Below are 23,791 nucleotides of genomic sequence, written 5' to 3'. Positions count from 1 at the left end.
AATCCTTAGCCGTCAAATCGACCGTTCCTCCAGCAAGCCGTGGGCGATGTAGAAATCCTGTAGCCCGGCCAGCGCCGGATGCGCCAGTGCCCGGCGAAGATAGTCGCGGATGCGCGGCAGGTGCTTCAGATAATAGGGCTTGCCGTCGCGTTTTTCGAGCCGCACGAAGATGCCGAGGATCTTGGAATTGCGCTGTGCGGCCATGATTGCATAGGTTTCGCGGAATTCGTCCTCGTCGAAGGCGCCGGCGGTGCGTCGCGCGGCGATATAGGCGGCGAGCGTGTGCTTTTCGATTTCGGGTGAGATGGTGACGCGCGCGTCCATGGCGAGCGAGGCGACGTCGTAGGCTGACGGTCCGATCAGCGCATCCTGGACATCGACGACGCCGAGGCGGTCGTGACCGGAACGGTCACCGCGCCAGATCAGGTTGGGCGAATGAAAGTCGCGCAGCATCAGCGTGTATTCGCGCCCCTCCAGCCGATCGAGCACCGCATTCCATTCGCTGCGGTAACCGGCGCGCAGTGCCTCGCCTGGCGGAGCGCCTGATATCGCCGGGACATACCAGTCGACCAGCAATTCGGCCTCGATCATCATGGCGTCGCGGTCGAAAGGCGGCACCTCGTGGAAGACGCCGGGGCCGGCCTGCATGCGGGCCGGCCATGTTTTGCCGTGCATCATGGCAAGCAGTTCGGCCGCCGCCGCATAGCGCGCGACCACCGGCTGGCCGCGCTTGTCGAGAAACCCTTGGGAACCGAGATGTTCCAGCAGGAGAAAACCCTGGTCGAGGTCCTGGGCATGGATTTCCGGGACGCTGACGCCGCCGGCCCGCAAGGCCCGATCGATGGCGACGAACGCCGAAACGGATTGCGCGGTGTGGGCGATCTCGGCATAGGGTTTGCCGTCGCGAACTGGCGGTCCGAGCACCAGCCTTGGCGAGTTCATCAGCACGCGCGGCGGAAATCCGGCGAGCGTGACGATCTCGTAGGAGCGGGCCGAGGCATCACCGATGAAATATCGCCGCTGCGCTTCGCCCCAACCGGCCTGCCCGAGAAAATCGCGCATCGCCAGCGATCGCGCCGCGCGCTCGAAGGCGGCGCCCTCTCCCGACAGTCTCGCCAGTCGGCCATGGCCCTGCTGGAGAAGTTCGACCAGCACCGAGGTTTTCGGCAGATATGCCTCTGCCCGCTCCGACCATTCGACCAGCGCGGCGCCTTGCGTCAGCGCCTCGTCGAAGCCCAGCTCGTGCAGCTCGGATGCCGTGCCCAAACGGTAGAGATCGAAATGATGGACCGGCACACGCGTGTCGTAGCTCTGGACCAGGGTGAAGGTCGGGCTCGGCACGTCGAGGCCGGCATCGTCGGCCAGTGCCCTGATCAGCGCCCGTGCCAAGGTCGATTTGCCGGCGCCGAGATCGCCCTTGAGAGCGAGCACGTCGCCAATGCGCAGCGACATGGCGAGATCCTCACCAAGCCTTGCCGTCGCGGCCTCGTCGGCGAGAAAACGCTCCAGCACCAATACCACCATCGAACGCGCTACTCGGCCGCCGCGCGGATGCCGGACGGCGTGTCGGGAAAGGCGCAGACAACCGTGGTGCCCTTATCCCTGCCTGTCTCGATGCGGACGCTGCCGCCATGCAGTTCGACAAAGCTCTTGACGATCGAAAGGCCGAGCCCGGCGCCACGGCGACGGCCGCCATTGGTGCGCGGCTCGAAGCGCCGGAACACCGAGTCAAGCAAGTCCGGCGGCATGCCGGGACCGTCATCGTGAACGGAAAATTCCACGCCGTCGGCAAGTTGGCGGCAGGCGAGCGTTATGGTGCTCGCCTCCGGCGCGTAATTGGCGGCATTGCTGAGCAGATTGTAGAGGATCTGGCGGACACGTATCTCGTCGCCGTGGAAGGTTTTCGGCGCGGCCGCCGCGTCGATCCTAAGCTTGATCGCATGTTCCTCCAGCCGGTCGGCGACCAGTTCGGCGGCGGCTGTAATGGTTCGGTCGATGTGAACTTCGGAAATGTCGAGTTCCATGATGCCGGCATCCACCGTCGCCAGATCGAGGATGTCGTTGACGATGGTGAGCAGGACCGAGGAGGACGAGCCGACATGCCCGATATATTCGCGTTGCTTCTGGTTCAGCGGACCAGTCGACGGCAGTGAAAGAAGCTCGGTAAAGCCGATAATGTTGGTGAGCGGCGAGCGCAGCTCATAGGAGACGTGCTGCACGAATTCGTTCTTGATCTGGTCGGACTTTTGCAGCGCCTCATTCTTGTCCTTCAGTGCCCGCTCGACGTTGACGCTGTCGGTAACGTCGACGAAGGTCATCATCACCTGGCCGTTAGGCAAAGGGATGACTGCGTAGCGCAAAACGGTGCCGTTGTTCAATTCGGTCTGGCCGTGGCGGTCGCGGCGCTCGTCGTCGAAGCCGGTGATGGCGGCAACGAACCCACCCCACGGACTATCGACGGCACGGCGGTCGCACAGGTCGCGGATCGTCGAGACATGAACGTTGGGTTTTGAGGCATCGGCATCCAGCCCCCACAATGCCGCAAAGGCCGGGTTCGACAATCTCAGCCTGCCGTCGGGGCCGAACACAGCGACGCCTTCGGCAAGGTTGTCGAGCGTCTCGCCCTGGACCCGCACGGCGGTCTGGTAGCGGCTTTCAAGGTCCATCTTCTCGGTCAGGTTCTCGAACACCCAGGTGACGCCGCCCTTGGGCTGCGGATTGGCGACGACGCGAATGGTTTTGCCGTCCGGCAGATGCCACCAATGCTCCTGCGATTCAACCGCGCGGTAAGCGCCGAGCAAACCCTCTTTCCAGCGCCGCCATTCGGGCTGCTCCGCGATCTTGCCTTCGCTGCGCAGGCGGTCGAGCAGCAAGGCGTTGTCCGGCGCGCTGTGCAGGAAGCCACTGTCGAGGCCCCATAGTTTCTGGAACGCCTGATTGAAAAACCGCAATTTCTCGTCGGTATCGAAAATCGCCACGGCGGTGTTGAGCTGATCGAGCGTATCGGCGTGGCTCTGCACGGTCCGCTCATACTCGGCGCGAATGGCCTCGATAGCGCTGATGTCGCAGGCAAGACCAGCCGAACCATCCGCCCCGGCAAAATCGGTCACGGCAAACATGCGGCGGTCACCTTCGATGACCGTGGAGAGCGTCTGTTCGAAGACGGGGTGCGACTTGTGTTGCGCAGCGATCGTGTCGCGCGCCTGGCCGCCGAGGAATTCCTTGCCATCGCGGACCGCCGCTTCGGCATTCCCGGCCTCGACCGCTTCGGCGTAGGCCCGGTTGACCCATTTCAGCCGCCCGTCGACGGTGCGCAGCCATGATGGCATCTTGAGCGCATCGAGAAGCCCGATCAGCGTCTCATGGTCGGCGGCTAAGCGCTGGTTCTCGATTTTCAGCCTGGCCTGGCTTCGCTGTGTCTCCGAAAGCGAGACGAAGCGAACCAGCACATGCGCCGCACTCTTGCGGCCGTGGACCTCGAGCGGCTGGCCGGCCTGCGATTCGATAACCAGATCGAACGGCTTTGCCCTGTCCCGCAGCGCCGCGATGGCATGTTCGAGTGCGGCCGCCGAACGCGGCATCAGCCAGCGGCCGAAAGCCAGGAAGGCGGCCCGGTCCTCCGGCGCGCCGCTTTCGATCGGCAACGTCCCGACAAGCTCGGGTTTCTTGTTCTCGGCCGCCCATACCACCACGCGCTGATCGCGGGAATGGAGCAGCGCCTCCGAGCGCTGCAGCGCTGCATTGACGTCGGCGATGCGGGTCCTGAGCTCGGCATTTTCCGCCGAGGTCCGCGCCCTTTCGCGGATCAGAAAGATGGCCGACAGCAAGGCCGCCCCCATGACGCCGACGAACATGGCGAGTTGCATGACCTCGACCGTGCTGACCGACAGCCCGGCCTTTTGCGCCACGCGGGTTTGGGCATGTGCAGTAAAGCCAAGCAGCGGACCAACCAGCGCGGAAGAAGCAAGCAGCACCCCGACACGGCTGCCGGCACGCCATAAAAGGCTGCCGCCTCTGGCAGCGGAGCCCGTGATCGAATCGTGATGGCCGCCGGAAACGGCCTGTCCCGCGCAAGGCGGGTTATCCCCCGGCATGTCTTGGTCCTCTTCGCCGCCTGAATGCAAGACCGCCCTGATGCGTGCGCCCGGGCCTCGTCCCCGGACCGCGAATCAGCACCATAGCGCTTGCGCGAATCGGCGTGAAGAATCAATCAGCGCAAAAATAAAGCCGGGCGAAAAGTCAATCACCCGGCTTCAATATCTAGTGGCAAGTTTCGCCGTGGTTAATAGCGGTAGTGTTCCGGCTTGAACGGTCCCTGCGGAGTGACGCCGATATAGGCGGCCTGTTCGCCGGACAGTTCGGTCAGGCGGGCACCGAGCTTGTCGAGATGCAGGCGCGCGACCTTTTCGTCGAGATGCTTCGGCAGGACATAGACCTGGTTCTCGTACTGACCGGGCTTGGTGTACAGCTCGATCTGGGCCAACACCTGGTTGGTGAAGGACGCCGACATGACAAAGCTCGGGTGGCCAGTGGCGTTGCCCAGGTTGAGCAGACGGCCCTCCGACAAAAGGATCATCCGCTTGCCGTCCGGGAAGGTGATCATATCCACCTGCGGCTTGATGTTGGTCCATTTCAGGTTGCGCAGCGACGCCACCTGGATCTCGTTGTCGAAGTGACCGATGTTGCCGACGATCACCATGTCCTTCATCAGGCGCATGTGGTCGAGGGTAACGACGTCCTTGTTGCCGGTGGTGGTGATGACGATGTCGGCCGTCGGCGCCGCGTCTTCGAGCGTGACCACCTCGAAACCATCCATCGCCGCCTGCAGCGCGCAGATCGGATCGACCTCGGTGACCTTGACGCGGGCGCCGGCGCCCTTGAGCGAAGCCGACGAGCCCTTGCCGACGTCGCCATAGCCACAGACGACCGCGACCTTGCCGGCCATCATCGTGTCGGTGCCGCGGCGAATGCCGTCGACCAGCGATTCCTTGCAGCCATATTTGTTGTCGAATTTCGACTTGGTGACGGAATCATTGACGTTGATCGCCGGGAACGGCAGCAGGCCTTTTTTCTGCAACTGATAGAGCCGGTTGACGCCGGTCGTCGTCTCTTCGGTGACGCCGCGGATCGCTTCCTTCTGCTTGGTGAAGAAGCCGGGCGATGCCTGCATGCGCTTCTTGATCTGGGCAAACAGGATCTCTTCCTCTTCGCTGCCCGGATTGGACAGCACATCCTCGCCGGCCTCGGCGCGGGCGCCGATCAGGATGTACATGGTGGCATCGCCACCGTCGTCGAGGATCATGTTGGAGGTGCCGCCATCGGCCCACTGGAAGATCTTGTCGGTATAGACCCAATAATCCTCCAGCGTCTCGCCCTTGACGGCAAACACCGGAATTCCGGCCTCGGCAATGGCCGCGGCAGCGTGGTCCTGGGTCGAGAAGATGTTGCAGGAAGCCCAGCGGATATCGGCGCCGAGCGCCTTCAGCGTTTCGATCAGCACCGCCGTCTGGATGGTCATGTGCAGCGAGCCGGTGATGCGCGCGCCCTTGAGCGGCTTCCTGTCGCCGAATTCCTCGCGGCAGGCCATCAGGCCAGGCATTTCGGTTTCGGCGATCTCGATCTCCTTGCGGCCCCAGCCGGCAAGCGCGATGTCTGCGACCACATAGTCCTTGCTACCCGTCATGGCAGTGCTCCGATGCGAATTGATTGCGGGACGCGCCCGCCCCGAAAGCGTGTCGGAGGGCGCGAGGTGCCGGCCTGACTAGCAGATCGGGAGTCGGACGACAATGGGATATAAAGAAATCTTTATCCGTGCATGTCTTCAGCAGCGATCAGCACGTCAGCATTCCTCGCCAAAACGGGAAGCAACCAGTTGCTCCAGCGCATCGATGACCTCTTCGGCCTCCGGGCCGGTAGCGGTGACGCGGATCGAATAACCGGGGCTCGCCGCCAGCATCATCAGGCCCATGATCGAGGTACCGCCGACCTTGACGCCGTCCTTCTCGACCTGGACCGTGGCGTTGAAGCCACTGGCGATTTGAACGAACTTGGCCGAGGCGCGCGCGTGCAGGCCGCGCTGGTTGACGATCGGAAAGTCGCGAACGATCTTGTCCTTTTCCGGCAACAGGGCACTCATTTGCTGCTCAGGAGCTGACTTGCGACATTGATGTATTTACGGCCGGCAGCCTGCGCCTCATCCAGCGCGGCCGTCATGTTGTCGCCTTTGCGAACGCTGGACAGCTTGATCAGCATCGGCAGGTTCATGCCGGCAATGACCTCGATACGGCCGGATTCCATCACGGAAATGGCGAGGTTGGAGGGCGTGCCGCCGAACATGTCGGTCAAAACGATGACGCCCGATCCCGTATCGACGCGGCCGACTGCGTCGATAATGTCGCGGCGGCGCTGTTCCATATCGTCGTCGGCACCGATCGCCACGGTCTCGAAATTGTCTTGTGGCCCAACGACATGTTCCACGGCATTGCGGAACTCGGCGGCCAGTTGACCGTGCGTTACAAGCACGAGTCCGATCATTCTTTGGTGGCTCCCGTCATCGCCGCTTCACAGGCGCATTTTATGCTCGCCGACCGTTCCAGGTGGCGGGAGCGCTATCTTGTCGACGCAAGGCCCGTTGACAAGCCCAAAATTGCGCCGGCCCAAGCCAATTTGACGCATTGCAGCAAAAAATCGAAATCGGATCACAGGAAAGGCGCAATCGACAGGCGCGACATCACTGCCGGCAAGGCCGCCGCTACATTGCGCCCGGCAAGATCGATGCGCGGCACCGGACAGCCTGCCACCGGCTCGCTGACTTCCTCCTGAAAACGGGCCATTTCTGCCTTCGGCACCAGCCGGACATGCAGGTCGATCACGCCACCCAGCTCGAACGGCAGCGGGCGCGGCATGAACCCAGGCACTTCGGCGAGACCGGCGATGGCCGTCGGTACGCGACAGACCAGCCGCCCGGTGTGAGCCGTGGCGAGCAGCCTGTCGTCGCCGATAAGCCGCGAAAAAAGCCCGCGCGCGCGGCAATGATCCAAGAGTGTCAGCGCCAGCGTTGTCTTGCCGGCGCCGGACGGTCCGGTGATGAGGACGCCGCGCTCGCCGATCAACAGCGCCGTGCCGTGAATGTTTTCAGCCTGCATGACCGGACCGGGTTATGCATTTTGGAAATCCTGATCCAGCCCCGTCATCCTCGGGCTTGTCCCGAGGATCTGCCGGTCTTTCAATTGTGTTCGCACCATAGTCATCGTCTCGTTGCGCGGCAGATCCTCGGGACAAGCCCGAGGATGACGACCGTAACGCCGCGATATCCGGGATCATGCTTCGGCCGGCAGCGTCACCACGAAGCGCGCGCCCTTGATCTCGCCAGGCTTGGTGCCCGGGATGTTCTCGGCGCTCAGCGTGCCGCCATGCGCTTCGACGATCTGCCTGGATATCGACAGGCCAAGGCCCGAGTTCTGGCCGAACGCCTCGCCGGCCGGCCGGTCGGTGTAGAACCGCTCGAAAATGCGATCGATGTTATCGGCCCGGATGCCGGGCCCGTTGTCGTCGATGGTAACGATGTTGAACTTGCCTGCGCGCGCCAGCGATATGGTGATGTGGCCACGTTCTTCGGGGACGAACGAGCGGGCATTCTCGATCAGGTTGGTGATCACCTGGCCGATCCTCAGATCATGGCCGACGACGAAGTAGCCTTTCACGCCCTGCGGCAGCTTGGCGACCTTGAATTCGATCTCGACCGCCTTCTTGTTGCGCGTGGCCTCGCGCGAGACGGCGACCAGATCGGTGATGAACTTCTTGAGGTCGACGGTTCCCGCATCTTCCCGCGCCAGTTCGGCGTCGAGACGGGAGGCATCGGAAATATCGGTGATCAAGCGATCAAGCCGCCTCACATCGTGCTGGATGATATCCATCAGCCGGCTGCGCGAATTGTCGTTCCTGGCCAGCGGCAATGTCTCCACCGCGCTGCGCAGCGAGGTGAGCGGGTTCTTCAACTCGTGCGAGACATCCGCGGCAAAACTTTCGATCGCCTCGATGCGGGCGTAGAGCGCATTGGTCATGTCGCGCACGGCGATCGACAGATTGCCGATCTCGTCCTGGCGGTCGGAGAAGTCGGGGATTTCCTCGCGGTTCTTGACGCCGCGGCGAACCCTGACCGCCGCCGCGGAAAGCCGGCGCAACGGGTTGGCTATGGTGGAGGCCAGCAGCATCGACAGGATGGCGGTAACCAGGGCGGCGATGCCGAACACGCGCAGGATCGCCTTGCGCTCGGCCGCGACGATCTTGTCGATGTCGCCGCCTTCGGTCGACAGCATCAGCACGCCGAGAACGGCACGGAAGCGCTGGATCGGTACCGCCACTGAAACGATCTGCTCGCCCTGCTCCGAGATCCGCACGATCGTCGACGGACTGCCGGTAAGCGCCTTGACCACTTCCGGAAACGCCGCCCCGTTGCCACCCGGCTGCTCGCGATAGACGGGCAGTTGCTTGTTGCGGAAGAAATCAAAGACGAATTTCTGGATGCGCTCCAGAAGGTCCGGCTGCTCCTCTTCGACCGGCGGCAGGTCGTAGCGAAGGATCTGGCCGCGCGAATAGAGATGGCGGGAATCGAGCAGCAGGTTGGCGTCGCGGTCGTAAATGCGGGCGCGTGTGCGCGTCGGCGAGATCAACCGCCTGAGCACCGGCGCCACGCGCTCCGGATTGATGGGGAAATCGAGGTTGTCGAGTTGATCGGAGCCCGGGCCGAGGCTTTCGCCGGCCTGCAACTCGAGCAGCTTCTCCGGATCGATGCTGATCGAATCGGTCTCGACCGTCGCCGAGGCGGCGATCGCGCCGGCGATGATCTCGCCTTGGGTCATCAGGCTCTCGACACGGGCGTCGATCAGCCCGTCGCGAAAGGTATTGAGATAGAGAATGCCGGTAACCAGGACGGCCAAGCCGGCAAGGTTGAGAAAGAGGATGCGCCGCGTCAGGCTGGAAAAGATGTGGTGGCCGAGAAACCGGCGCATCGGCACCGTAATTTTCGACACGAAGGCGGGCAGAATCCGCGGCGGGCGCCTGGCGGCGCCCGACCGTCTCACTCGCTCTACTTCCACTGCCATCGAATAGCAGCTCCCGCTTAGTCTTTAGTTTGATGCATGTCGTTGCCCCAAAACCGGGACCACTTTTGGGCGACATGCATTAGCGTTTCGATGCATGTCGTTGTCCCAAAAACCGGGACCACTTTTGGGCGACATGCATTAACTCATGCTTCGCGGAACCGATACCCGACTCCGTAAAGGGTTTCGATCATTTCGAAGTCATCATCGACGGCCTTGAACTTTTTGCGCAGCCGCTTGATGTGACTGTCGATGGTGCGGTCATCGACATAGACCTGCTCATCATAAGCCGAATCCATCAGCGCATCACGGCTTTTTACGACGCCTGGACGCTGGGCCAGCGAGTGCAGGATGAGGAACTCGGTGACGGTAAGCGTCACCGGCTCGCCCTTCCAGGTGCAGGTGTGGCGCTCCTGGTCCATGACAAGCTGGCCGCGCTCAAGCGACCGGGCCTGCTGGTTAGGCGCCTTGGCCGCCGCCTCGCGGGTGCTGGCGCGGCGCAGCACGGCGCGGACGCGTTCGACCAGAAGACGCTGCGAGAAGGGTTTGCGGATGAAGTCGTCGGCGCCCATCTTGAGGCCGAACAGTTCATCGATCTCGTCATCCTTGGAGGTCAGGAAGATTACCGGCAGGTCGGATTTCTGACGCATCCGGCGCAGCAACTCCATGCCGTCCATGCGCGGCATCTTGATGTCGAGGATGGCGAGGTTCGGCGGGCGCGCCGCCAGTCCCTCCAGCGCCGACGCCCCATCCGTGTAGGTTTCGACCCGATAACCCTCGGATTCGAGAGCGATCGAAACCGAAGTCAGAATGTTGCGATCGTCGTCGACAAGCGCGATTGTTGCCATTTCAAGCGGCTCCCTCATGAGCTGTCCCTTCTTTCGTCGAGAAGGGGCTTTTGCAGGACAAATTAGGTACAAAATGTGGCATAGGCTTTATCCGCTGTCACGCGCGGCATGCCGGCGGCCACAATTGTACCTCGATATGAATTGGACGAATGAACATCGCCAATCCTTTGGGCAACCATCAGTGTTTTTGCACATATAAACGATTTAAACAACTTTCAAAATATTTAAATCGATTAATGATTTGATATCATTCGCCTTTTCTGGTTTTGACGTTTTTAGCTCCTGCAATGGGAGTTCCGGAATTCGCCGGTAAAGACGCGGTAAATCGAAGAAGGGACACCCATGTCGGAAGCCGGCAAACGCAATCCTGCATGTGCAATCGATCGGATCGGCCTGAGAACCACTGGCGTGGTGCGCTATAATTTCGGCGCGGCCGCGCTCTACGAGGAGGCAATCCGCCGTGGCGAGGCCCGACTCACCGCGCATGGCGCGCTTGCGGCCGAGACCGGGCAGCACACCGGCCGCTCGCCCAGGGACAAATTCGTGGTTCGCGACGAAAGCACCGCGCCGCATGTATGGTGGGACAACAACAAAGCGATTTCGCCGATCCAGTTCGATACGCTGCTTGCCGATTTTCGCGCCCATGCGGCTGGAAAGGACCTTTATGTGCAGGACCTGGTCGGCGGCGCCGACGAGGAGCTGAAGCTGCCGACCAGGGTGATCACGGAGCTTGCCTGGCACTCCTTGTTCATCCGCAATCTGCTCATCCGGCCGGCCGCCGCCGAACTCGAGCATTTCATGCCCGATTTGACGATCATCGACCTGCCGTCGTTCCGTGCCGATCCCGCCCGCCACGGCACGCGCGGCGAAACGGTGATTGCCGTCGATCTTTCGCGCATGATCGTGTTGATTGGCGGTACCTCATATGCCGGCGAGATGAAGAAGTCGGTGTTCACCGTGCTCAACTATCTGTTGCCGGCAAAAGGCGTGATGCCGATGCATTGCTCGGCCAATGAAGGGCCTGCCGGCGACGCGGCCGTTTTCTTCGGCCTTTCCGGGACCGGCAAGACGACCTTGTCGGCCGACCCGTCGCGCACGCTGGTCGGCGACGACGAGCATGGCTGGGGACCGCACGGCATCTTCAATTTCGAAGGCGGCTGCTATGCCAAGACGATCAAGCTTTCGGCCGAAGCCGAGCCGGAGATCTTCGCCACCACCCAGCGCTTCGGCACGGTGCTGGAGAATGTGGCGCTCGACGCAGGCCGCGTGCCGGATTTCGACGACGGAGGGCTGACCGAAAACACACGCTGCGCCTACCCGCTCCACTTCATTCCGAACGCCAGCAAGACGGGGCGCGCCAGCCACCCGAAGAACATTATCATGCTGACCGCCGACGCATTCGGTGTGATGCCGCCGATCGCGCGGCTCACCCCGGCGCAGGCCATGTACCATTTCCTCTCTGGCTATACCGCCAAGGTGGCGGGGACCGAGAAGGGCGTTACCGAACCCGAAGCGACATTTTCGACATGCTTCGGCGCACCGTTCATGCCGCGGCATCCGTCGGAATACGGCAATCTGCTGCGCGAGCTCATCGCCCGCCACGGTGTCGATTGCTGGCTGGTCAACACCGGTTGGACCGGCGGCGCCTACGGCACCGGCAAACGAATGCCGATCAAGGCAACGCGGGCGCTGCTTGCGGCGGCGCTCGACGGCTCGCTGAAAGCGGCCGGCTTCCGCACCGACGCCAATTTCGGTTTCGACGTACCGGTGACGGTTGCCGGCGTCGACCGGGCCATTCTCGACCCGAGATCGACCTGGATCGACAAGCCCGCCTATGACCGGCAGGCGGCAAGGCTGGTCGGGATGTTCGTCGACAATTTCGAAAAGTTCGAAGCCCATGTCGACGCCACCGTGCTCGGCGCCGCACCACGCATGCAGGTCGCGGCTGAATAGCCGTCGCCCCTGGTGATGCTTCGAGGCCCGGCTTCGATCGGGCCTTTTCTTTTTTCGCCTGCCGCGCCATGACTGCGGCATGAACGCCGACGACAAGATCATCATTACCGACGATGCGGTGATTAATCCGGGCGACCTGCACGAGGACTTCATCCGTTCGTCGGGGCCAGGCGGCCAGAACGTCAACAAGGTGGCGACGGCAGTGCAATTGCGCTTCGATGCCGCCAATGCGGCTGGCCTGTCGGAGCGGGTGCGCGAACGGACCATCAAGCTTGCCGGCCAGCGCGCCACCAAGGACGGCGTCATCGTCATCGAAGCCGGACGCTTCCGCACACAAGAGCAGAACCGGGCGGACGCCCGGGCGCGGCTGACGGCACTGGTCGCCAAGGCCGCCGAACCACCACCACCGCCGCGCAAGAAGACCAGGCCGTCCAAAGGCGCGGTCGAAAGACGGCTCAAGAGCAAGGCCGGGCGCGGCTCGATCAAGAAAATGCGCGGCCGGGTCGAGGATGACTGACAGCCGAAGCGGCTTGGGATCGAAGATCGCCGGTTAAAGCACGCAGCCACCGTCGGAGGCGGCTTTCGGGTCGCCGTTTTCATTTGACCGTGGCATTCTGATTTTCCAGGCCAACGGATCAAGCGACGCGATGCTCGTACTGCCCAAAGGCGTCCGCCATATGCCCGGCTACCTGTCGCGCGCCATGCAGGAAGTGCTGGTGGAAGATATCAGGCAGGTCGTGCAGGAGGCCCCGCTGTTCGTGCCGGCGATGCCGCGTACCGGCAAGGAGATGAGCGTGCGCATGACCAATTGCGGCCCGCTAGGCTGGGTCACCGACAAGGAGCACGGCTATCGCTACCAGCCGACCCACCCGGTGACCGGAAGGCCTTGGCCGCCGATCCCGGAGATGCTGCTCGAACTGTGGCGGGACGTATCCGCCTATGCGCACCCGCCGGAGGCCTGCCTGGTCAATTTCTATTCGCAGGATGCCAAGATGGGTCTTCACCAGGACCGCGACGAGAGCGATTTCTCCGCGCCTGTCGTCTCGGTGTCGCTCGGCGACGATTGCCTGTTCCGGGTCGGTCAGACGACGCGCGACGGCGCCACCAAATCGTTCAGGCTGAAGAGCGGCGACGTCGTCGTGCTTGGCGGCGAAGGCCGGCTCTGCTTTCACGGCGTCGACCGTATCTACCCGTCGACCTCGGCATTGCTCAGGATTGGCGGCCGCATCAATCTGACGCTGCGACGGGTGACGATGCCGAAATAGGCTGTTCGGGTGGCCGATCGCCCGGGCGGACATAATCGTCGCGCAGATAGATGCGCTCGGTCTCGTCCTCGACGAGAATGCGGTAGTGCGCCAGGATGGCGTCAAAGCCAAAACGCCCCATCAGTTGGCTTGTCCACATTGTGTTGTTTTTCTTGAAGACGACGACATCCGGCCGCAGACGCGCGAACTCTTCGCGTTTGCTTTCGACGTAGCGTACCATGATGGCTTGGTAATGGATGGCTTCGGCGGTGTCACCCGAGAGGGCTGCCTCCCGGGACAGGGAAAGTGCGAACGCTCCAAGCCAATCGCTGACGTGGGTCGAAACGAATTGCCCATCGATCATACGGTTCAAGGGATGTCCCGAGGAAATATCCGAACTGACCAACGCCACGGTCGGTCGATCGGTGGCGGCGCGAATGGCGGCAACCAGCGCCGGCCCTGGTTTCTGGGTGCTCCAGTACGGCAAGAAAGCGATTGCCACCGCCGCCAAGGCCCAAGCTCGCGAAGGAGCCGTCACGAACGCCAACAGCTTCGACGGCGGCTGCACGATCCTGGGCACCGCCAGCAGGCAGAAAATGGCCGCCACGGCGCAAAAGATCGCGGGATAGGCATGATAAGAATAGCCTTTCGCTTGGTAGAACAGGGGAAACATGCCGGCGATCGATGCCGCCAACGCCACCGCCGCCAGCTCTGGAAACCGCCCGGCAGGCCACAGCCACCAGATCAGGAAGACAAGGAAACACCATGGGAAACCGTAGCCGGTCACAATCGGCCAAAAGATGCCGATCTTTCCATAAACATCCGCCAAGAGGGGATAGACGTCGCGCAGGAACTCCGGATGGATGAGCGTGACGGTGCTGAGATAGACAATGCAGATGGCGCCAATAACCCAGTGTTCCGGGGCGAAGATCGGTTTCAGACTGCGCCGGCGCACTGCAACGACCAACGCCGGCGCCAACACCATGATCGCATAGTAGGGCTTGACCAGCAGCAGAATGCTGCCCGACAGGCCGGCGAGTAAGGCAAGCCCGATGCTTGGTTGGGCAGCTGCGTCTCTGCGCGCGCGCCAGGCATGAAGCGCAAGCAGCGGCATGAAAAGCGCCGTGCCGATATGCTCCCGCTCGCTGAAGGCGTTGCCGGGGAAGATCACCAACATTGCGCAAAACGCCGGCCCCAGTGCAAACAGCGATGCAGTTTCAGTGAAACCCGCGCGCTTGACGATCACGCCCGAGAGCGAAAGTCCGATGAGCACGGCAAGATAAGTCCAGGCCTCAACCAGGATTTCCGGGGCGGTGCCCAGCAATCTGGCCGCAGCCACTGGCGGCAGATAGAGCCAGACGCTGAATGGAGGATTGGTCTCGTAGATTTGGGAGTAAAGCCGCTCACCGGACAGCATGCGCTCGCAGACCGTGATCAGCCAGCTGGTGTCGGTAACAGTTCCCCAACGTTGCTGCCAGACGATCGAGAAGACCGTGACGGCGGCAATGGCCAGGACATTACGGCTAGGAAGCAGCGACGCCGCGATATCCCGGCCGCGCCACCGGCTCAAGCCGTCAATGTCGTTCGAGACGCTCATGATGTTGCACCGAGGCTCTCGAGATCGAGCCATATGTCGTCGAGCGGAGCGATTGGATCCAGCCGTGCCATGGTTTCTGGAAGCCTCCTCAATCGGTTTGGAGCGGCGCGGCCGCCGTATAACGAAGATAGACAGTGATTTCCGGCTCGGCGTGCAGCAGACGATAGTCGGCCAAAGCGGCAGCGATCCGCTTGTCCTGCAGCATCAGGGCAGTCCACGCGGGCGAGCCTGACAGCACGATATCGGGCTTCCTCGCTGATATCTCGGCGGCGTATTCGCCGATCACCCGATCGCGGATGCTTTCAAGTTCCCGTCTCCGTTCGAGATCGCCGGTGACGCGGGCGAGCGTGTCCGCGTTGGAGACCGCCCAGGCGCTCGGATGGCGTGATATGAACCTGCCGCCGACCAGCCTGGCGAGGGGATGGGCGACCTGCATCTGGTCGGCAATCGACATGATAGTCGGGGTTTCGACCGTCGCGCGGATCGCGGCGACAGAGCGGGCGATCGGGCCGTTATCCGTTGTCAGCGCCGCGTACTGTGCCCTGACCGCTATTTGCAGCACCAGCACGCTACCGAAGATCAAGGCGGCCTTACGAACGACGCCTGCACTGCCGAATGTGCCGAACCGCAGAAGCTGGATGCCAAATGCAAGTGTTGCAACAACGACCATCGGCAGCGCGTGATTGGGCCAACCCTTGCCCATGATGATGAAGGCTGGAATGAACCCCAGTGCGGTCAGAAGCGGAATCCTGACGTCCCAGCTCGTCTTTCTCAGGCCGCCGGCCGCAAGCACGGTGGCGGCGGCCAGAAGCAGCACCACTTTCGGCCAGTTTGCCAGCATATCGGCGGCAGAGGCCCTCAACGGAAGATAGACCTCCCTGACCAAGGGCAGGACGTCGCTTAAATAGGCGCGGTCGAAGAGCGCGATGGATGCCGCATAGGCGGCCACGATCGCAGCGCCAACCAGGTTCTCTGCGACGAAGAGCGGTCTCAGCGACCGCCTTTCAAGCGCAAGACAGAGCGACGGCAACATGAAGGCCAGCACAAAATACGGCGGCTTGACCATGACCACGACCGCCGCGCCGAAGCCCGCGACCATGTGCTCCAGAGGCGAGCCCGCGGCGAAATCCGGAGTCCGCTGACGTGTGCATTGCAACGCCAGCCAAGGCAGAATGGCAATCAACGCCAAGTGCTCGCGTTGGCCGAATTGATCCGGCATGAAACACAGGATCAAAAACAGGGCCGCCGCTGCCGCCCACAGCGCATGGGGCTGCCGGTAGACCGGTTCATCGCGCGCGAAAATGCGGACGGAAATGAAAATACTGGCCAGGCTCAGGCAAACGACGCCAAGCGTCAGCCAGAATTCCGCACGGATGCCGGTGAGCTTTTCCAGGAGCATGAGCGGCAGGTAGAGCCAGATCGAGAAAGGTGGGTTGGTCTCCACGATGTCCGTGTTGAGCCGCTCTCCGCCAAGCAGGCGGTCGCAGACGACCAGAAGCCACGACACGTCGACATTGGTCGGAATTGCAACGGTGGATAGCCAGACGGCGTATGTGACCACCAGGCAGGCCAGCAGCAGCGGAGCACCCGCTACGCCCACAAAGGGCGAGAAACGGTTGGCGCCGGGGAGCAGTTCACTGAGGGATCGCGCGCTAGAGACCACGAAACACCCAGCGCCCGAGGACGACATAGTTGATGACCGGCACGGCAATGCAGGTGAGCAGGATCGGGATTGCGGCAGGGACGCCGAGCATCTGGGTCAAAAGCCCCGGCAGGGCGATCGCGACAGCGAGACCGGAAGCGGTGAGCAGGAGGAAGCGAGGCAGTTCCATCGCGTGGCTGCCGCCCGAGGTAAAGGTGAAATATTTGTGCCCGGTGTAGGAGAACAGCGCGGCGACGGCGTAGGCCGCAAACGATGTGAGCGCCGCCGGCAGGGCCGCCGTTGCCTGTCCACGCGACAGCAGGAAAGCGCAAACGGCGTAGATCAGCGTCGACGCAATGCCAATCAGCGCAAAGCGCGATAGTCGACGATACGAGCCGGTGCCCATGACGCGGTCAAGCTGCCAATTTCTCGTCGAGGTGACCGGTTTCGACGGCGCTGTCCTTGCGGAACACCGCCAGCAGCGAAACACCGAAGGGCAGGCTTGCATTTGGTATGATGCGGCCTTCCGCCGAAAACACTGCCTTCATCACTGCATTCAGTGGTTTCGGCGGCGTGGCATGGCCGGCTGGCAAGGCCGACTTGCGCAACCTGTCCACCAGTCGTGCCAGCGCCGCTACCGGAAAGAGCGCGGCATTTGTGTAGCTCAGCCGGTCGATCGCGAAACCAGCCTTTTCAATTCGTTGACGCAGCAGATCGCGCGAATAGCGCCGCATATGATGCAGCCCCACATCATGCGTGCTCCACAACCATTGGTGTGCGGGCACGGTAAGGACGACGCTGCCGCCCGGTTTCAGCATTTGGCGGATCGCGGCAAGCGATGCCTCGTCTTCAGCGACATGTTCCAGCACGTCGAACAGGCAGACGAGGTCGCAGCTTTGCGGCGTGACAGGAATGTTGTCCGGCAGATGTCCGGCGAGGAAGTCGCGGCCGGTCTTTTCCCGGGCAATCCTGCGCGCGAGATCGCTCATCTCGACTGCCGTCACGGCGCCGAACTGCTCCAGCATCCGGATGTTGCCACCGGTGCCGGCACCGATCTCGACGATGCGCGCGTTTTCAGGCAGGCCGATGCTGCGAATGACCGCCTCGGCGATGGCGCGACGCCCGCAGAACCACCAATGCTCGTCTTCGGTGGCGGCCATCTGTCGGTAGGCGTCGATCTCCATCAGCTCATTCCCTCATATTTGCGGCGCACGATGTAGATCGGACGCTGCTTGATCTCGGCATAGACCCTGCCGAGGTATTGTCCGATGATGCCGATGCCGAGTAACTGGATGCCGCCAAGGAAAAGAACACTGACCAGCAGCGAGGCGTAGCCGGGCACATCAACGCCAAAGATCATAGTCTTGGCGACGATCAGCAGGCCGTAGAGGAACGACAGCGCGGAAATCGTCGCGCCGACATAGGTCCAGATTTCAAGCGGAGCGGTGGAGAAGCTGGTGATGCCTTCGAGCGCGAAGTTCCACAGCTTCCAGCCGGAGAATTTCGACTGGCCGGCGATGCGCTGATCGCGGACATATTCGACGCTTGCGGTGCGGAACCCGACCCAGGCGAACAGGCCCTTCATGAAACGACGGCGTTCGGGCAAGGACCGCAACGCCTGGATGACCTGGCGGTCGATCAAACGGAAGTCGCCGACATCGTGCGGGATCTTCTGCTGCGCGATCCAGTTGTGAACGCGGTAGAACATCGAGGCGGAGCGTTGCTTGAGAAAACTGTCGCTCGACCGGTTGGCTCGCTTGGCCAGAACGACCTCGAAACCCTCGCGCCACTTTTCCACAAGCAGCGGAATGACATGCGGCGGATCCTGCATATCGACATCCATCGGAATCGCTGCATCGGCATCGCAGCTGTCGAGACCCGCAGTCATCGCGGCTTCCTTGCCGAAATTGCGTGAAAGGTCGATTACGTGGATGCGTGGATCGGTTTGTTGTGCTTCGATCAGCTTTTCGAGCGTCGTATCGCTGCTGCCGTCGTTGACGAAGATGAACTCGAGGGCAACGCCTTTGTCCTTCAGCGGCGCAGTGCTTTCGCACACCGCCTTCAGGAATGGAGCAATTGCGCCTTCTTCATTGTGGACAGGCACGATCAGGGCAATCGTTGCGGCGCCGCTGCCCGGATGTACGATGCGGTCAGCTGCCGGCCGATCAATGTTTAGGAATGGCGCATTCATTTGTTTGCCGAGCCCGCAGATCAGGCCCGACAATAGAAAGACTGGGTTAAGATGACTTTAAGGAATGTCCCGGGATTTCACAGTTTCCTGAGTGCCACTTCCTCGACCAGATGGTTGGCGCCCTTGCGCAGGATGAGATCGGCACGGGCGCGGGTCGGCAATATATTTTCACGCAAATTCTTCAGATTGATGTTGGTCCACAGGCCCTCGGCGATGGCGCGGGCCGCATCCTCGGAAAGCTGCGAATAGCGGTGAAAGAAGGAGGCCGGGTCGCGGAAGGCGGTTTCGCGCAGCCGCATGAAGCGGGCGATATACCAGTGATGGATCAGCGCCTCGTCGGCATCGATGTAGATGGCGAAGTCGAAGAAATCCGACAGGAAAGGCACGATCTTGCCGTCCTTCGGCAGCTTGCCCGGCTGCAGGACATTGATGCCTTCGAAGATCAGGATGTCCGGCCGGTCGATGGTCTGGAACTCGCCCGGAATGACGTCATAGGTCAGGTGCGAATAGACCGGCGCGCGGACGTTGCGCTGTGCCGATTTAATGCCGGACAGGAAGCGCAGCAGCGCGCCGACATCGTAGCTGTCGGGAAAGCCCTTGCGCTCCATCAGATTGTTGCGGCGCAGGACTTCGTTCGGCAGCAGGAAACCGTCGGTGGTGACCAGGTCGACCTTGGGACTCGACGGCCAGCGCGCCAGCAGCTCCTTTAGGACGCGCGCCGTGGTCGATTTGCCGACCGCCACGGAACCGGCAATGCCGATGATGAACGGTGTCTTGGCCACATCCAGCGCGTTGAAGAAGGCCTGGCGCTGCCTGAACAGGAGTTGACTGGCTTCGACATGAGCCGACAACAGCCGTGACATCGAAAGGTAGATGCGCTCGACCTCGTGGAGATCGACCGGATCGTTCAGCGACCGCAGACGATGGATCTCGTCTGCGGACAGCGTCATCGGCGTATCGGCGCGGAACCGCGACCATTGCTCGGCCGAGAAGAAACGATAGGGTGAATACTTCTCGGTAGGAGCGAGCTGGTCCATCGAGTTCCTCCGCAGCGATCAGCCCCGGTCCAGCCGAGACGCCTTTTCGGCGATGCCCGAACGACCGGTGCGGCGTTCAAGCTCGTTGAGCACATCGCTCAGCGGAATGCCCGCTACGCCAAGAACGACAAGCCAATGATAAATGAGATCGGCGCTTTCCGAAACAAGCGCGGCCCTATCGGCGCTAACGGCTGCGATCACCGTTTCGACCGCCTCTTCGCCGAGTTTCTGCGCTGCCTTGCTCATGCCGCGCTGAAAGAGCTTGGCCGTCCACGAATCCGGATCGCCGGAACGTGCGCGTTCGCCAATGATCTTCTCCAGATCGGAGAGCGAGAACTCAGTCATGACGGCATTTACAGCCTCTTCTTAGCCGGAAAGGCTCTAGGACCGATTACCCGGCGAGTCCAGCCGCATCGGCAGTCCGGCCTGAGCCATATGCAGCTTGGCCTCGGCGATGCTGTAGGTGCCGAAATGGAAGATCGACGCCGCCAGCACCGCGCCGGCGTGGCCGTCGCGAATGCCTTCGACTAGGTGGTCGAGCGTGCCGACGCCACCGGAAGCGATGACCGGCACGCGTACGGCGTCGGCGACCGCGCGGGTAAGCGCTATGTCGTAGCCGGACTTGGTGCCGTCGCGGTCCATTGATGTCAGCAGGATCTCGCCGGCGCCGAGATCGACCACTCGCCAAGCGAACTCGACGGCATCGATGCCGGTCTTCTCGCGGCCGCCATGGGTGAATATCTCCCAGCGATCGGCCTCGCCCGCAGCGGACACTTTCTTGGCATCGATGGCGACGACGATGCACTGGTTGCCGAACTTGTCGGCAGCCTCGGCGACAAAATCGGGGGTCTTCACCGCCGCCGTGTTGATCGACACCTTGTCGGCGCCGGCCAGAAGCAGCTTCCTGATGTCGGCGACCTGACGGACGCCACCGCCAACGGTCAGCGGCATGAAACACTGTTCTGCGGTGCGGGCGATGACATCGAAAATGGTCTCGCGGTTTTCCGACGAGGCGGTGATGTCGAGAAAGCAGAGCTCGTCGGCGCCGGCCGCGTCATAGGCTTTTGCCGCTTCGACGGGATCGCCGGCATCGACCAGGTCGACGAAATTGACACCCTTGACGACGCGGCCGTTCTTGACGTCGAGACAGGGAATGACGCGGGCTTTCAGCATCAGATCCTCCCGATCTCCGCAAGAAAATCGACAAGCAGCAGGCCGACGACGGGCGGAACCTCAGACTGGGAATCAAAGGCCGGGTCGTAGGCCGAGAGCGTCACGCCGACAATCGGGATGGACCTGGCCAGTCCGCAGGCAAGCTGCCGTAGCTGTTCCGGGCTCGGACCGCCCGGATGCGTGTAGCGGTTCACCTGCAACACATCCGGATCGAGGACATCCAGGTCGAGATGCAGATGTCCCCGAACCGCCCCTGCCGCTGTGAGCTTTCCGACTCTATCGAGTGCACCGGCACATTCGCTGCACACGATCGGCAAGGTTTCCAGCAGGCGCTTTTCGTCGGGATCGAGGTCGCGGGCATCGACCAGCATGCAGCGCGCCGGGTCTATCGGCCGGAACCCCGGAATCGCTGCCGCCATCGGACGCCAGCAGAGCCCGAGCGTCGCCGCCAGCGCCATGCCGTCGAGAAAGCCGTAGGCCGACGTCTCCGGCGTGTTGAGATCGCCATGCTGATCGATCCAGATTATCGAATCCGCGGCTTCACCGGCGACCGCACCGGCGGCGGTCAGGCAATTGCCAGCAAGGATAATGGGGAAGCGTCCTCCATCGCGGGCGAGGCTAACCTTGGTCGCGACGGCGTTGCAGACGGCAAAGCCGGTTGCGATTTCGCGCCCCTGCTCGTCTCCAACCTTGCCGATATCTTCGACGGCGACGTCATGGCCAGCCACGGTCAGGGCTTCGACGAGCCCACCGCCGACGATGGCGTCCGGCCCCTCGCCGCACCCTTCGTGATAGTGCCCGCTGTCGTAAGGAGCGAGGATAATCGAGACTTTCATGATGACGCCCCTGCCATCGGCTTGCCGCGCAGGATCGCCAGTGCCTCGGCCGGATCGATGCGGCCGTCGTAGAGCGCGCGGCCGGAGATCGCGCCTTCGAGCTTCTGCGCATCGGGCATGGTCATGCGCACGATGTCGGCGATCGAGGCGAGCCCGCCCGAGGCGATGACCGGGATCGACACCGCCTCGGCGAGATCGATGGTGGCGTCCCAGTTGATGCCGGTCAGCACACCGTCGCGGTCGATGTCGGTGTAGATGATGGCGGCGACGCCGGCGCCTTCGAATTTCCTCGCCAGTTCGAGGACGCCGAGGCTCGAGGCCTCGGCCCAGCCTTCGACCGCGACCTTGCCGCCCTTGGCGTCGATGCCGACGGCGATCTTGCCCGGGAATGCCTTGCAGGCCTGCCTGACCAGATCCGGATCGCGCACCGCCACGGTGCCAAGAATGACGCGGGCCAGCCCACGGTCGAGCCAGTCCTCGATCTGCGCCAAGGTGCGGATGCCGCCGCCGAGCTGCACCGGATTACTCGTCGCCTTGAGGATGGCGCCGACCGCCGCGCTGTTGACGCTCTGGCCCTTGAAGGCGCCGTTGAGGTCGACGACGTGCAGCCATTCGAAGCCCTGCTCTTCGAAGGCGCGCGCCTGAGCGGCCGGATCTTCATTGTAGATCGTCGCGGTCGCCATGTCGCCGTGCTTGAGGCGCACGCATTTGCCGTCCTTGAGGTCTATCGCCGGAAACAGAATCACCTTCAGGCGCCTTCGACGATGACAAAGTGGCCGGTCGAGCCGGCGAGCCTGTACTTCAAGGCCTCCTGGTACTCAGGCGAGCCGTAGCATTCCATCGCCTTTTCATAGGATTCGAATTCCACCAGCACGTGGCGATTGCCTGTCGGCCCTTCCGGGCTGGTATACCGCCCGGCGCGCACCGGGAACGTCGCGCCGTATTTCGCGAAAGCCGCGGCATTGGCCTCGATGTACTGCTTGTAGATCTCGGGATCGTGGACATCGACCATTGCCATCCAATAGCCCTTCTTGCTCATGATTCAGGGCCTCCAGCCTAGGAAATTGGTGATCAGCGCCAGGCCCAGCGCCTGGCTCTTCTCGGGGTGGAATTGCGTTCCGGCTAGGTTGTCGCGGGCGACAGCGGCCGTTACCGGGCCGCCATAGTCGGCAACCGCCAGCACCTCATCCTCCTTCCGTGCATCGAGATGGTAGGAGTGGACGAAATAGGCGTGCAGTCCCTTGCCGCCCGTCGCAATACCGGAAAACAGCGGATGCTTGCGCTTCAGGTCAATCGTGTTCCAGCCGATCTGCGGGATCTTGAGTGTCGGATCGGCCGGCGTGATCTCCTTGACGTCGCCGGCGATCCAGCCAAAGCCCTTTGTGACGGTCTTTTCCAGGCCTCGCTCCGACATCAGCTGCATGCCGACGCAGATGCCGAGGAACGGCCGAGCCTTGGCGATAGCCACCTCCTCCACCGCTTCCCACATGCCGGCGACCGCACGCAGTCCAGCGGCGCAATCGGCATAGGCGCCGACGCCGGGCAGGACGATGCGGTCGGCGGTCCTGACCCGCTCGGCATCGGCGGTGAGCTCGATCGCGGCGGCAATGCCGGCTTCATGCGCGGCACGCTCGAAGGCCTTGGTGGCCGAGCGCAGATTGCCCGACCCGTAGTCGATGATCGCGACCCTCATCTCAGGGCTTTCCCGGAATATGGTTCAGCCCCAGCGCCAGGCCCATCTGCGCCGGCCGGGCATGTGCTGCGTCCGGGACGATGCGCTGCGCAGGAGCTTGTGCATTCGAACCTGCATCGGCTTCCACTACATAGCGAATGTCGGCATCGTCGAGCCTGTCGGCCTCGACCACGCCCCATTCATGCCAGCCGCGACGGCGCAGGGCTGCGATCCGCAAGCCCTGTCCTTCCAGTCCGACAAAGAGCATGACAAGCAGGGATAAAAGCGAGCCGGCTGTTTCCAGGTCCAGCCTTTCGTCCAGCATCGAGAGCAGGCCCATGGCGACAAACGCCAATGCCGCTTCGACCCACAGCCGGTGCCAGGCCAGCCACAGCGGCGGCACCAGGAAGCCGAGCCAGGCAAAGCCGTCACGGACAAAGGTAGTGTCCACGCTTTCGCTGCGGCCTGGCGGCTCCATCACGACATAGATGGCCATG

24 protein-coding genes are annotated in these 23,791 nt (G+C 62.5%); 3 read left to right on the top strand and 21 right to left on the bottom strand.

Annotated features, from left to right (window positions below; genetic code table 11):
• Positions 1-12: 12 nt before the first annotated feature.
• From tsaE to NKH21_RS03230, 8 genes are all read right to left on the bottom strand, one after another.
• Complete coding sequence (gene tsaE, locus NKH21_RS03265) at positions 13-1,524, bottom strand: tRNA (adenosine(37)-N6)-threonylcarbamoyltransferase complex ATPase subunit type 1 TsaE (protein ID WP_352863016.1); 1,512 nt, start codon at positions 1,522-1,524, stop codon at positions 13-15.
• An 8-nt stretch (positions 1,525-1,532) separates the two neighbouring features.
• Positions 1,533-4,094 (bottom strand): sensor histidine kinase, encoded by a 2,562-nt coding sequence (locus tag NKH21_RS03260; RefSeq protein WP_352863015.1) that lies wholly within the window; start codon positions 4,092-4,094, stop codon positions 1,533-1,535.
• Between the two features lie 188 nt (positions 4,095-4,282).
• The gene (ahcY, locus tag NKH21_RS03255; protein ID WP_352863014.1) at positions 4,283-5,683 is read right to left on the bottom strand and encodes an adenosylhomocysteinase; all 1,401 of its coding nucleotides are present in this window, start codon (positions 5,681-5,683) and stop codon (positions 4,283-4,285) included.
• A gap of 156 nt (positions 5,684-5,839) precedes the next feature.
• The gene (locus tag NKH21_RS03250) at positions 5,840-6,136 is read right to left on the bottom strand and encodes an HPr family phosphocarrier protein (RefSeq protein ID WP_023677551.1); all 297 of its coding nucleotides are present in this window, start codon (positions 6,134-6,136) and stop codon (positions 5,840-5,842) included.
• Positions 6,133-6,534, bottom strand: coding sequence for a PTS sugar transporter subunit IIA (locus NKH21_RS03245; protein ID WP_254815942.1), 402 nt, complete (start codon positions 6,532-6,534; stop codon positions 6,133-6,135). The genes NKH21_RS03250 and NKH21_RS03245 overlap by 4 nt, the downstream gene beginning before the upstream one ends.
• Positions 6,535-6,698: 164 nt before the next feature.
• Positions 6,699-7,145 carry an HPr kinase/phosphorylase gene (locus tag NKH21_RS03240; RefSeq protein WP_352863013.1) on the bottom strand — a complete coding sequence of 149 codons (447 nt, stop codon included), beginning with the start codon at positions 7,143-7,145 and terminating at the stop codon, positions 6,699-6,701.
• 174 nt (positions 7,146-7,319) lie between these two features.
• Positions 7,320-9,104, bottom strand: coding sequence for a sensor histidine kinase (locus tag NKH21_RS03235; protein ID WP_352663480.1), 1,785 nt, complete (start codon positions 9,102-9,104; stop codon positions 7,320-7,322).
• 143 nt (positions 9,105-9,247) lie between these two features.
• Positions 9,248-9,949 (bottom strand): response regulator transcription factor, encoded by a 702-nt coding sequence (locus NKH21_RS03230; RefSeq protein WP_023677547.1) that lies wholly within the window; start codon positions 9,947-9,949, stop codon positions 9,248-9,250.
• A 342-nt stretch (positions 9,950-10,291) separates the two neighbouring features.
• On the opposite strand from NKH21_RS03230, the gene NKH21_RS03225 reads away from it, so the two are divergent.
• The 3 genes from NKH21_RS03225 (at position 10,292) to NKH21_RS03215 (ending at position 13,167) form a co-directional block, all read left to right on the top strand.
• Entirely contained in the window at positions 10,292-11,902 is a 1,611-nt protein-coding gene (locus NKH21_RS03225; RefSeq protein ID WP_352863012.1) for a phosphoenolpyruvate carboxykinase, read from the top strand.
• Positions 11,903-11,981: 79 nt separating this feature from the next.
• Positions 11,982-12,419: an alternative ribosome rescue aminoacyl-tRNA hydrolase ArfB gene (gene arfB / locus NKH21_RS03220; protein ID WP_352663484.1), complete on the top strand. Its 438-nt coding sequence runs from the start codon at positions 11,982-11,984 to the stop codon at positions 12,417-12,419.
• Between the two features lie 130 nt (positions 12,420-12,549).
• Complete coding sequence (locus tag NKH21_RS03215) at positions 12,550-13,167, top strand: alpha-ketoglutarate-dependent dioxygenase AlkB family protein (RefSeq protein WP_352863011.1); 618 nt, start codon at positions 12,550-12,552, stop codon at positions 13,165-13,167.
• Here NKH21_RS03215 and NKH21_RS03210 read toward each other — a convergent pair.
• The 13 genes from NKH21_RS03210 to NKH21_RS03150 all read right to left on the bottom strand — a co-directional run bounded on the left by NKH21_RS03210 (position 13,130) and on the right by NKH21_RS03150 (position 23,790).
• Positions 13,130-14,743: a hypothetical protein gene (locus NKH21_RS03210; RefSeq protein ID WP_352863010.1), complete on the bottom strand. Its 1,614-nt coding sequence runs from the start codon at positions 14,741-14,743 to the stop codon at positions 13,130-13,132. The two genes, NKH21_RS03215 and NKH21_RS03210, sit on opposite strands and share 38 nt — an antisense overlap.
• Before the next feature lie 88 nt (positions 14,744-14,831).
• Positions 14,832-16,304, bottom strand: coding sequence for a hypothetical protein (locus NKH21_RS03205; RefSeq protein ID WP_352863009.1), 1,473 nt, complete (start codon positions 16,302-16,304; stop codon positions 14,832-14,834).
• Between the two features lie 91 nt (positions 16,305-16,395).
• On the bottom strand, positions 16,396-16,791 hold the full coding sequence (locus NKH21_RS03200; protein ID WP_023677541.1) for a GtrA family protein: 396 nt from the start codon (positions 16,789-16,791) through the stop codon (positions 16,396-16,398).
• Positions 16,792-16,798: 7 nt separating this feature from the next.
• Positions 16,799-17,569, bottom strand: coding sequence for a class I SAM-dependent methyltransferase (locus NKH21_RS03195; protein ID WP_352863008.1), 771 nt, complete (start codon positions 17,567-17,569; stop codon positions 16,799-16,801).
• Positions 17,569-18,576: a glycosyltransferase family 2 protein gene (locus NKH21_RS03190; protein ID WP_352863007.1), complete on the bottom strand. Its 1,008-nt coding sequence runs from the start codon at positions 18,574-18,576 to the stop codon at positions 17,569-17,571. The genes NKH21_RS03195 and NKH21_RS03190 overlap by 1 nt, the downstream gene beginning before the upstream one ends.
• A gap of 77 nt (positions 18,577-18,653) precedes the next feature.
• Positions 18,654-19,613, bottom strand: coding sequence for a type I pantothenate kinase (coaA, locus tag NKH21_RS03185; RefSeq protein ID WP_352663496.1), 960 nt, complete (start codon positions 19,611-19,613; stop codon positions 18,654-18,656).
• A gap of 18 nt (positions 19,614-19,631) precedes the next feature.
• On the bottom strand, positions 19,632-19,958 hold the full coding sequence (locus NKH21_RS03180; RefSeq protein ID WP_292660336.1) for a phosphoribosyl-ATP diphosphatase: 327 nt from the start codon (positions 19,956-19,958) through the stop codon (positions 19,632-19,634).
• A 36-nt stretch (positions 19,959-19,994) separates the two neighbouring features.
• Complete coding sequence (gene hisF, locus NKH21_RS03175) at positions 19,995-20,789, bottom strand: imidazole glycerol phosphate synthase subunit HisF (protein WP_352863106.1); 795 nt, start codon at positions 20,787-20,789, stop codon at positions 19,995-19,997.
• A complete protein-coding gene (locus tag NKH21_RS03170; protein ID WP_352663498.1) occupies positions 20,786-21,622 on the bottom strand; it encodes an arginase family protein in 837 nt (278 codons plus the stop codon). Before NKH21_RS03170 ends, hisF begins: the two co-directional genes overlap by 4 nt.
• Positions 21,619-22,368: a 1-(5-phosphoribosyl)-5-[(5-phosphoribosylamino)methylideneamino]imidazole-4-carboxamide isomerase gene (gene hisA, locus NKH21_RS03165; RefSeq protein WP_352663500.1), complete on the bottom strand. Its 750-nt coding sequence runs from the start codon at positions 22,366-22,368 to the stop codon at positions 21,619-21,621. Before hisA ends, NKH21_RS03170 begins: the two co-directional genes overlap by 4 nt.
• A gap of 2 nt (positions 22,369-22,370) precedes the next feature.
• The gene (locus NKH21_RS03160; protein ID WP_352464684.1) at positions 22,371-22,661 is read right to left on the bottom strand and encodes a DUF1330 domain-containing protein; all 291 of its coding nucleotides are present in this window, start codon (positions 22,659-22,661) and stop codon (positions 22,371-22,373) included.
• A gap of 3 nt (positions 22,662-22,664) precedes the next feature.
• The gene (hisH, locus tag NKH21_RS03155) at positions 22,665-23,315 is read right to left on the bottom strand and encodes an imidazole glycerol phosphate synthase subunit HisH (protein WP_352505976.1); all 651 of its coding nucleotides are present in this window, start codon (positions 23,313-23,315) and stop codon (positions 22,665-22,667) included.
• A gap of 1 nt (position 23,316) precedes the next feature.
• Positions 23,317-23,790, bottom strand: a complete 474-nt coding sequence (locus NKH21_RS03150; RefSeq protein ID WP_352863006.1) for a DUF2628 domain-containing protein — start codon at positions 23,788-23,790, stop codon at positions 23,317-23,319.
• Between the last annotated feature and the right edge of the window lies 1 nt (position 23,791).

It is taken from the genome of Mesorhizobium sp. M1329, assembly GCF_040318035.1.
In the GTDB taxonomy this organism is placed as follows: domain Bacteria; phylum Pseudomonadota; class Alphaproteobacteria; order Rhizobiales; family Rhizobiaceae; genus Mesorhizobium.
Note: the sequence above shows the minus strand (reverse complement) of the source record. Positions and strands in the feature narration are given on the sequence as shown.

Bases quoted from the DNA above. Each gene is read 5' to 3' on its own strand.
- tsaE (WP_352863016.1), bottom strand. From the start codon at position 1,524: ATGGTGGTATTGGTGCTGGAGCGTTTTCTCGCCGACGAGGCCGCGACG.
- NKH21_RS03260 (WP_352863015.1), bottom strand. From the start codon at position 4,094: ATGCCGGGGGATAACCCGCCTTGCGCGGGACAGGCCGTTTCCGGCGGC.
- ahcY (WP_352863014.1), bottom strand. From the start codon at position 5,683: ATGACGGGTAGCAAGGACTATGTGGTCGCAGACATCGCGCTTGCCGGC.
- NKH21_RS03250 (WP_023677551.1), bottom strand. From the start codon at position 6,136: ATGAGTGCCCTGTTGCCGGAAAAGGACAAGATCGTTCGCGACTTTCCG.
- NKH21_RS03245 (WP_254815942.1), bottom strand. From the start codon at position 6,534: ATGATCGGACTCGTGCTTGTAACGCACGGTCAACTGGCCGCCGAGTTC.
- NKH21_RS03240 (WP_352863013.1), bottom strand. From the start codon at position 7,145: ATGCAGGCTGAAAACATTCACGGCACGGCGCTGTTGATCGGCGAGCGC.
- NKH21_RS03235 (WP_352663480.1), bottom strand. From the start codon at position 9,104: ATGGCAGTGGAAGTAGAGCGAGTGAGACGGTCGGGCGCCGCCAGGCGC.
- NKH21_RS03230 (WP_023677547.1), bottom strand. From the start codon at position 9,949: ATGGCAACAATCGCGCTTGTCGACGACGATCGCAACATTCTGACTTCG.
- NKH21_RS03225 (WP_352863012.1), top strand. From the start codon at position 10,292: ATGTCGGAAGCCGGCAAACGCAATCCTGCATGTGCAATCGATCGGATC.
- arfB (WP_352663484.1), top strand. From the start codon at position 11,982: ATGAACGCCGACGACAAGATCATCATTACCGACGATGCGGTGATTAAT.
- NKH21_RS03215 (WP_352863011.1), top strand. From the start codon at position 12,550: ATGCTCGTACTGCCCAAAGGCGTCCGCCATATGCCCGGCTACCTGTCG.
- NKH21_RS03210 (WP_352863010.1), bottom strand. From the start codon at position 14,743: ATGAGCGTCTCGAACGACATTGACGGCTTGAGCCGGTGGCGCGGCCGG.
- NKH21_RS03200 (WP_023677541.1), bottom strand. From the start codon at position 16,791: ATGGGCACCGGCTCGTATCGTCGACTATCGCGCTTTGCGCTGATTGGC.
- NKH21_RS03195 (WP_352863008.1), bottom strand. From the start codon at position 17,569: ATGGAGATCGACGCCTACCGACAGATGGCCGCCACCGAAGACGAGCAT.
- NKH21_RS03190 (WP_352863007.1), bottom strand. From the start codon at position 18,576: ATGAATGCGCCATTCCTAAACATTGATCGGCCGGCAGCTGACCGCATC.
- coaA (WP_352663496.1), bottom strand. From the start codon at position 19,613: ATGGACCAGCTCGCTCCTACCGAGAAGTATTCACCCTATCGTTTCTTC.
- NKH21_RS03180 (WP_292660336.1), bottom strand. From the start codon at position 19,958: ATGACTGAGTTCTCGCTCTCCGATCTGGAGAAGATCATTGGCGAACGC.
- NKH21_RS03170 (WP_352663498.1), bottom strand. From the start codon at position 21,622: ATGAAAGTCTCGATTATCCTCGCTCCTTACGACAGCGGGCACTATCAC.
- NKH21_RS03160 (WP_352464684.1), bottom strand. From the start codon at position 22,661: ATGAGCAAGAAGGGCTATTGGATGGCAATGGTCGATGTCCACGATCCC.
- hisH (WP_352505976.1), bottom strand. From the start codon at position 23,315: ATGAGGGTCGCGATCATCGACTACGGGTCGGGCAATCTGCGCTCGGCC.
- NKH21_RS03150 (WP_352863006.1), bottom strand. From the start codon at position 23,790: ATGGCCATCTATGTCGTGATGGAGCCGCCAGGCCGCAGCGAAAGCGTG.